This window comes from Pseudomonas sp. VEM90 (assembly GCF_054611535.1).
The window spans coordinates 165,845-173,960 of record NZ_JBTRAR010000009.1 but is presented as its reverse complement, the minus strand read 5'-3'; the positions used below and the strand labels follow the sequence as shown (position 1 = coordinate 173,960).

Here is an 8,116-nt window from a genome sequence, read left to right as displayed (position 1 = left end):
CGCATTCTACGCTTTCCTCAGAGCCTGTCAAGCGTTTATTTTGAAGTTTTTTGCGAGAAACTCGTTTAGCTTCAAACACTTGGCTCGCTGCGATCTCTCGTAGCGGGAGGCGAATCATACAGCACTTAGAAGCACTGTCAACCACCTTTTCAACCGCTTTCGATCATTTGATCGTAGCCCTTACAGCACCTTCAGAATTGTCTAACTCATTGAATTTCAAGGAGTTTATCGTTCCGTTGTCGCTGGAAGTGGGGCGCATTATAAGGGGATTCGAGAGGGCGTCAACCTTTAATTTCAAGAAAGTGAAATATAAGGGGAAAAGACCGTATCGGGGCTATCAGTGTTCGCCACAACAGTTTCAGCGCCTGTGAGACCGAGCGCCGCCCGCGCGGCGCTTCGCGGGTAAACCCGCTCCTACGTTTGTTTCGGGCCAGTCCCTCCTGTGCCAGGCGCGCGCGACCGCCTTGTTTGTACGACGCGATATCGAGATAGGCACCAAGGCGTTCGCGCGCGAATCCCACAGGCATAACTGGCCCGAAACAAACGTAGGAGCGGGTTTACCCGCGAAGCGCCGCGCGGGCGGCGCTCGATCTCACAGGCGCTGCAGGGGTTATGGCAGACACATCTCACCGCCAAAACCACCTCAAGACATCAACAACAGCAACAACCAAACCCCAAAAAACAAAACGGGGAGGCCTGACGGCCTCCCCGCTTCATCTACTTCCCTTACAGGCTAGGGAATGCAAACTGCGACGCTTCATGGCTGGCCCGCTGCGGCCAACGCTGGGTAATTGCCTTGCGGCGGGTATAGAAGCGCACACCATCCGGGCCATAGGCATGCAGGTCACCAAACAGCGAACGCTTCCAGCCACCAAAGCTGTGGTAGGCCACCGGCACTGGCAGCGGTACGTTGACACCCACCATACCCACTTCGATCTCGTCGCAGAACAAACGGGCCGCTTCACCGTCACGGGTAAAGATGCAGGTGCCGTTGCCATACTCGTGATCGTTGATCAGCTGCATGGCCTGCTCCAGGCTATTCACCCGGACCACGCACAGCACCGGACCAAAGATCTCTTCTTTATAGATGCGCATCTCCGGGGTCACCTTGTCGAACAGTGTGCCACCCACGAAGTAGCCATCTTCATTACCCGCCACACGGAAGCCACGTCCATCCACCACCAGCTTGGCGCCAGCAGCAACACCGTCATCGATGTAACCCACGACCTTGTCACGCGCTGCCGCAGTCACCAGCGGGCCCATGTCCAAGCCACACGAGGTGCCGGCACCAATCTTCAGCGCCTTGATCTGTGGCTCCAGCTTGGCAATCAGGGCATCGGCCACTTGGTCGCCCACGCATACGGCTACCGAAATGGCCATGCAACGCTCGCCACACGAACCGTAAGCCGCGCCCATCAGGGCACTGACTGCGTTGTCCAGGTCGGCATCCGGCATCAGCACCGCGTGGTTCTTCGCGCCCCCCAGGGCTTGTACACGCTTGCCACGCTTGGTGCCTTCGGCATAGATGTACTCGGCGATCGGGGTCGAACCCACGAAGCTCAGTGCTTTCACTTCCGGTGCTTCGATCAGCGCATCCACCGCTTCCTTGTCACCGTGCACCACGTTGAGGATGCCCTTCGGCAGCCCGGCTTCCAGCAGCAACTGGGCAATGTACAAGGTCGAGCTCGGGTCACGCTCGGAAGGCTTGAGGATGAATGCGTTGCCGCAGGCGATGGCCAGCGGGTACATCCACAGCGGCACCATGGCGGGGAAGTTGAACGGGGTAATACCGGCAACCACGCCCAGCGGCTGGAAATCGGACCAGGCGTCGATGTTCGGACCGACGTTGCGGCTGTACTCCCCCTTCAGCACTTCTGGGGCTGCACACGCGAACTCGACGTTCTCGATACCACGCTTCAGTTCGCCGGCGGCGTCCTCCAAGGTCTTGCCGTGCTCTTCGCTGATCATCTGCGAAATCTTGGCTTCGTTCTGCTCCAGCAGTTGCTTGAAGCGGAACATCACCTGGGCGCGCTTGGCCGGAGGGGTGTTGCGCCAGGCCGGGAAGGCGGCCTTGGCCGAGTCGATCGCTTCCTGAACAGTTGCGCGGCTGGCCAGTTCGACCTTGCGAACGGCCTGGCCAGTGGACGGGTTGAAGACATCGGCGGTGCGCTCACCCTTGGTAACCAGTTCGCCGTGAATCAGGTGCTGAACAATGCTCATGCAAAACTCCAGATAAACAAAGGAGAGCCAGGCACGCGCTGCGTGCGTGCGCCTGGCATCAAAATCGGAAAGATCAGTCGATCAGGTTCAGGGTTTCGCCTACCGCATCGAACAGGCGGTCCAGTTCCTGCGGCTTGGTATTGAAGGTTGGGCCGAACTGCAGGGTGTCGCCACCAAAGCGTACATAGAAGCCCGCTTTCCACAGCTTCATGGCCGCTTCGTATGGGCGAACGATGGCATCACCGTCACGGGCGGCGATCTGGATGGCGCCGGCCAGGCCGTAGTTGCGGATATCGACGATATTCTTGGTGCCCTTCACGCCGTGCAGCAGCTTCTCGAAATGCGGCGCCAGTTCAGCAGCGGACTGCACCAAATTTTCCTTCTGCAGCAGGTCCAGCGCGGCGATACCGGCGGCACAGGCTACCGGGTGCGCCGAGTAGGTGTAGCCGTGTGGGAATTCCACCGCGTATTCCGGGGTCGGCTGGTTCATGAACGTCTGGTAGATCTCGCTGCTGGCAATCACTGCGCCCATCGGGATGGCGCCGTTGGTCACCTGCTTGGCGATGCACATCAGGTCTGGGGTAACGCCGAAGGCTTCCGAGCCGGTCATCGCACCCATGCGGCCGAAGCCAGTGATCACTTCGTCGAAGATCAGCAGAATGTTGTGCTGGGTGCAGATTTCACGCAGACGCTTCAGGTAGCCCTTCGGCGGCGGCAGCACACCGGCCGAACCGGCCAGCGGCTCGACGATGACTGCTGCGATGTTGGAGGCATCGTGCAGCTCGATCAGCTTGAGCATTTCGTCAGCCAGAGCGATACCGCCCTCTTCCGGCATGCCCTTGGAGAAAGCGTTCACCGGCAACACGGTGTGGGGCAGGTGGTCGACGTCCAGCAACTGACCAAACATCTTGCGGTTACCGTTGACGCCACCCAGGCTGGTACCCGCGATGTTCACGCCATGGTAGCCACGGGCACGGCCGATGATCTTGGTCTTGGTTGCCTGGCCTTTCAGGCGCCAGTAAGCACGCACCATCTTCAGTGCGGTATCGGCGCACTCGGAACCGGAGTTGGTATAGAAGACGTGATTCAGATTGCCCGGAACCAGCTCGGCGATCTTTTCCGCCAGCTGGAACGACAGCGGGTGGCCGAACTGGAACGCTGGCGAGTAGTCCAGCGTACTCAGTTGGCGGCTCACCGCGTCAGCGATTTCCTTGCGAGTGTGCCCTGCGCCGCAGGTCCACAGGCCGGACAGGGCGTCGAAGATCTTGCGCCCGTGGTCATCGACCAGGTAGTTGCCTTCGGCCGCCACGATCAGGCGAGGGTCACGCTGGAAGTTGCGGTTGGCGGTGTAGGGCATCCAGTGGGCGTCCAGCTTGAGCTGGCTGGCGATACCGGCAGGGGCGGTTTCGGGCATGTTCATCGGCGGTTCCTCGGAAGACGATTAGGCAACGATGTATCTTGTTGCAGCTAAATTGGCACGGCGATAGAGTCTGAAAAAGCCTACATTTCTAACCTTCAGACAGGCCGAGACTAAACTAATGAGCCGACGACCCGATCCACTCGCCCAAGTCAGCGATTTCGACATCCGCCTGCTGAAGATCTACCGCAGCGTCGTCGAGTGCGGTGGCTTCTCGGCTGCCGAAAACGTACTGGGCATAGGTCGCTCGGCCATCAGCCAGCAGATGAACGACCTCGAGCAACGCCTCGGCCTACGCCTGTGTCAGCGCGGCCGCGCCGGTTTCTCGCTGACGGAGGAAGGCCGCGAGGTCTACCATTCAGCCCTGCAACTGCTCAGTGCACTGGAAAGCTTCCGCACCGAGGTCAACGGCCTGCACCAGCATTTACGCGGCGAGCTGAACATCGGCCTGACCGACAACCTGGTGACCTTGCCGCACATGCGTATCACCCACGCCTTGGCGGAACTCAAGGATCGGGGCCCTGACGTGCGCATCCAGATCCGTATGATCGCCCCCAGCCAGGTCGAGCACGGCGTGCTCGACGGCAGCCTGCACGTTGGCGTCGTACCACAGACCAGCCCGCTATCGGGGCTTGAGTACCAACCGTTGTACAGCGAACGCTCGCTGCTGTACTGCGCAGTCGGCCACCCGCTGTTCTACGCCGACGACCAGCAGATAGACGACGAACGCCTCAACAGCCAGGAAGCCATCACCCCCACCTTCCGTCTGCCCGCCGAAATTCAGGCGCATTACCAGGCACTGAATTGCACAGCCAGTGCTTCTGACCGCGAGGGCATGGCGTTTCTCATCCTCACCGGGCGCTATATCGGCTACCTGCCCGACCACTACGCCACGTTCTGGGTCCAACAAGGCCGTTTGCGTGCGCTAAAGCCCAGGGAGCGTTTTTATGACCTGAGCCTGAGCTGGGTCACCCGCAAAGGCCGGCGCCCCAACCTGGTGCTGGAAAGCTTCCTCGAAAGCCTGGCTGCGACACGTTGATGCCAGTCTGTGCCGTAAACGCTTGTCACTTCGGCACAGGCAGGTAATCTTGTGCCACAGCCGCAGCCACTGCCCCGTACGGAATCGTCCATGACCCTAGAAGTCCCTGCGCATCGCCTCTCCGCCTCGGGCAAGCCCGCGGGCCGTATCCGCCAGAAGAACGAACAGGCCATTATCCAGGCCGCCGAAGATGAATTCGCCCGCCATGGTTTCAAGGGCACCAGCATGAACACCATCGCCCTCAAGGCGGGGTTGCCCAAAGCTAACCTGCACTACTACTTCACCAACAAGCTGGGCCTGTACATCGCCGTGCTCAGCAACATCATCGAGTTGTGGGACAGCACCTTCAACGCCTTGAGCGTCGATGACGACCCCGGTGAAGCCCTGAGCCAGTACATCCGCACCAAGATGGAGTTCTCCCGGCGCAACCCGCAAGCTTCGCGCATTTTCGCCATGGAAGTGATCAGCGGTGGCACCTGCCTGACCGAATACTTCAGCGCCGATTACCGCGAATGGTTCCGCGGCCGTGCTGCGGTATTCCAGGCCTGGATCGAAGCAGGCAAGATGGACCCGGTCGACCCCGTGCACCTGATCTTCCTGCTCTGGGGCAGCACCCAGCACTACGCCGACTTTGCCACCCAGATTTGCCAGGTGACTGGCCGCAGCCGCCTGACCAAACAGGACATGGAAGACGCGAGCAACAACCTTATCCACATCATTCTGAAGGGCTGCGGCATCAAGCCGGCTGCCTGACCGTCCTTTATGCCTTCTACCCTGCTCGACCTCTGCGAATACCGCGAGGAAATCCGCAAAAGCCGCTTCATCACCCTCGCCGGGCCGATCAGCAGTGCCGCCGACGCGATGAATTTCATCGAACGTCACAGCGACTTGGCCGCAACCCACAACTGCTGGGCCTGGAAACTCGGCGCGCAGTACCGCAGCAGCGACGATGGCGAACCCGGTGGCACCGCTGGGCGGCCGATCCTGGCGGCCATCGAAGCGCAGGACTGCGACCAGGTGGTGGTGCTGGTGATCCGCTGGTACGGCGGCATCCAATTGGGCACCGGCGGCCTGGCCAGGGCCTATGGCGGCGGAGCCAACAAGTGCCTGCAACAGGCGCCCAAGCGCCTGCTGGTGCAACGCAGCAATTTCAGTTGCAGCTGCAGTTTCAGCGAGCTGGCGCTGGTGAAGCTGCGCCTGGCCGAGGTTGACGGCCTGGTCCTGGATGAACAGTTCACCGCCAATGGTGTTGACCTGCTGATTGCCCTCGGTGACGCCCACCTGGCGCCATTGCAACAGCAACTGGCGGATTTGAGCCGCGGACGTATTTTGCTCGAAGCACGCTGAACATTGCCCACAGCAACTGTGGGCCTGCCTGTGGATAAGCTTGGGGCAAGCTCTTGCAGGCTAGTGATTTCAAGGCCCTCAGAGCCTTGATCATATTTTGATCACTATTTGATGACAGTCGTAAACTGCTGAATGTGCGCGACTTATCCCCAGCGAACCGCCCACCCAAACCGCACCCCACTCGCTCACCTTGCACACAATAACTGTGGACCAGCTTGTGGATAACCCGTGTGCCAACCGGCGAAGCGCCCGGCCCCGCAAGGCCCAGACGAAACTGACCATTTTTTGACCAACAGCAAACCAGGCACGCATATCCGCCGTGACGTATGCTCAGTTCCTTTCTCCTACACCGATAAAGGAATGTTCCTATGGCTAATTCAAGAACTGCCCTCATCATCGGCGCCTCGCGCGGGCTTGGCCTGGGCCTGGTACAACGCCTGCACGAAGACGGCTGGAAAATCACTGCCACCGTCCGTAACCCGCAGCAGCCCGGCGCCCTGGCGAACGTGCCCGGCGTGCACATCGAGCAGCTGGAAATGAACGACACCGTCCAACTCGATGGCCTGAAGCAACGCCTGCAAGGCCAGGTATTCGACCTGATATTCGTCAACGCCGGGGTCATGGGCCCCTTGCCGCAAGATCTGGAGGCGGTAAGCAACAGCGACATTGGCGATCTGTTCATGACCAACGCCGTGGCGCCGATACGCGTGGCTCGCCGCCTGGTGGATCAAATACGCGAAGGCAGTGGTGTGCTGGCCTTCATGAGCTCGATCCTGGGAAGCATCACCATCCCCGACGGTGGCGAAATCTGCCTGTACAAGGCCAGCAAGGCGGCACTGAACTCGATGATCAACAGCTTCTTCGTTGAGCAGCAGCGCCCGGACCTGTGCGTGCTGGCCATGCACCCGGGCTGGGTGAAAACCGACATGGGTGGCGAAAACGCCGATATCGATGTGCTCACCAGCACCCGCGGCATGATCGAACAGATCAAGGCCCAAAGCGGCAAGGGCGGCCTGCGCTTCATCAACTACAAGGGCGAACCCTTGGTCTGGTGATTCACCAGGTCGCAGCCCGGCTGGGCGCATTGCCCGGCCGGCCCCTGTAGAATGGCCGCAACTGTACCTGATTGAGATGAACCACTATGTATGACTGGTTGAACGCCCTGCCCAAGGCCGAACTGCACCTGCACCTGGAAGGCTCGCTGGAGCCCGAGTTGCTGTTCGCCCTGGCTGAGCGCAACAAGATCGCCTTGCCCTGGGCCGATGTGGAGACCTTGCGCGGTGCCTATGCCTTCAACAACCTGCAGGAGTTCCTCGACCTGTATTACCAGGGCGCCGACGTGCTGCGCACCGAGCAGGACTTCTACGACCTGACCTGGGCCTACCTGCAGCGCTGCAAGGCCCAGAACGTGATCCACACCGAACCCTTCTTCGACCCGCAGACCCATACCGACCGTGGCATTGCTTTCGAAGTGGTGCTCAACGGCATCAGCCAGGCGCTCAAGGATGGCCGCGAACAGCTGGGCATCAGCAGCGGCCTGATCCTCAGCTTCCTGCGCCACCTCAGCGAGGATGAAGCGCACAAGACCCTCGATCAGGCCTTGCCGTTCCGCGATGCGTTCATTGCCGTAGGCCTGGACAGCTCGGAGATGGGCCACCCACCCAGCAAGTTCCAGCGTGTGTTCGACCGCGCCCGTAGCGAAGGCTTCATCGCCGTTGCCCATGCTGGCGAAGAAGGCCCGCCTGAGTACATCTGGGAAGCCCTCGACCTGCTGAAGATCAAACGTATCGACCATGGCGTGCGCGCCATCGAGGACGAGCGCCTGATGCAGCGCATTATCGACGAGCAGATCCCGCTCACGGTGTGCCCGCTATCCAACACCAAGCTCTGCGTGTTCGACCACATGAGCCAGCACAACATCCTCGACATGCTCGAGCGTGGCGTGAAAGTCACGGTCAACTCGGACGACCCGGCCTACTTCGGTGGCTACGTCACGGAGAACTTCCACGCTCTGCATACCCACTTGGGCATGACCGAAGACCAGGCGCGTCGCCTGGCGCAGAACAGCCTGGACGCACGGCTGGTTTGAGTAG

At 60.4% G+C, this 8,116-nt stretch carries 7 protein-coding genes; 5 read left to right on the top strand and 2 right to left on the bottom strand.

All coding sequences use genetic code 11. The features are described from left to right. Positions 1-726 precede the first annotated feature (726 nt). Positions 727-2,220 (bottom strand): CoA-acylating methylmalonate-semialdehyde dehydrogenase, encoded by a 1,494-nt coding sequence (locus ACYCCG_RS11505; RefSeq protein ID WP_003255276.1) that lies wholly within the window; start codon positions 2,218-2,220, stop codon positions 727-729. A 73-nt stretch (positions 2,221-2,293) separates the two neighbouring features. Then, positions 2,294-3,640, bottom strand: a complete 1,347-nt coding sequence (gene aptA / locus ACYCCG_RS11500; RefSeq protein WP_209968149.1) for an omega-aminotransferase AptA — start codon at positions 3,638-3,640, stop codon at positions 2,294-2,296. Between the two features lie 118 nt (positions 3,641-3,758). On the opposite strand from aptA, the gene ACYCCG_RS11495 reads away from it, so the two are divergent. The 5 genes from ACYCCG_RS11495 (at position 3,759) to ACYCCG_RS11475 (ending at position 8,112) form a co-directional block, all read left to right on the top strand. Further along, positions 3,759-4,676: a LysR family transcriptional regulator gene (locus tag ACYCCG_RS11495; RefSeq protein WP_176684411.1), complete on the top strand. Its 918-nt coding sequence runs from the start codon at positions 3,759-3,761 to the stop codon at positions 4,674-4,676. A gap of 90 nt (positions 4,677-4,766) precedes the next feature. Next, on the top strand, positions 4,767-5,429 hold the full coding sequence (locus ACYCCG_RS11490) for a TetR/AcrR family transcriptional regulator (RefSeq protein ID WP_003255279.1): 663 nt from the start codon (positions 4,767-4,769) through the stop codon (positions 5,427-5,429). A gap of 9 nt (positions 5,430-5,438) precedes the next feature. Beyond that, a complete protein-coding gene (locus tag ACYCCG_RS11485; RefSeq protein WP_176684410.1) occupies positions 5,439-6,023 on the top strand; it encodes an IMPACT family protein in 585 nt (194 codons plus the stop codon). A gap of 368 nt (positions 6,024-6,391) precedes the next feature. Next, the gene (locus ACYCCG_RS11480; RefSeq protein WP_176684409.1) at positions 6,392-7,078 is read left to right on the top strand and encodes an SDR family oxidoreductase; all 687 of its coding nucleotides are present in this window, start codon (positions 6,392-6,394) and stop codon (positions 7,076-7,078) included. A gap of 86 nt (positions 7,079-7,164) precedes the next feature. After that, positions 7,165-8,112: an adenosine deaminase gene (locus ACYCCG_RS11475; protein ID WP_209968151.1), complete on the top strand. Its 948-nt coding sequence runs from the start codon at positions 7,165-7,167 to the stop codon at positions 8,110-8,112. Positions 8,113-8,116: the final 4 nt, after the last annotated feature.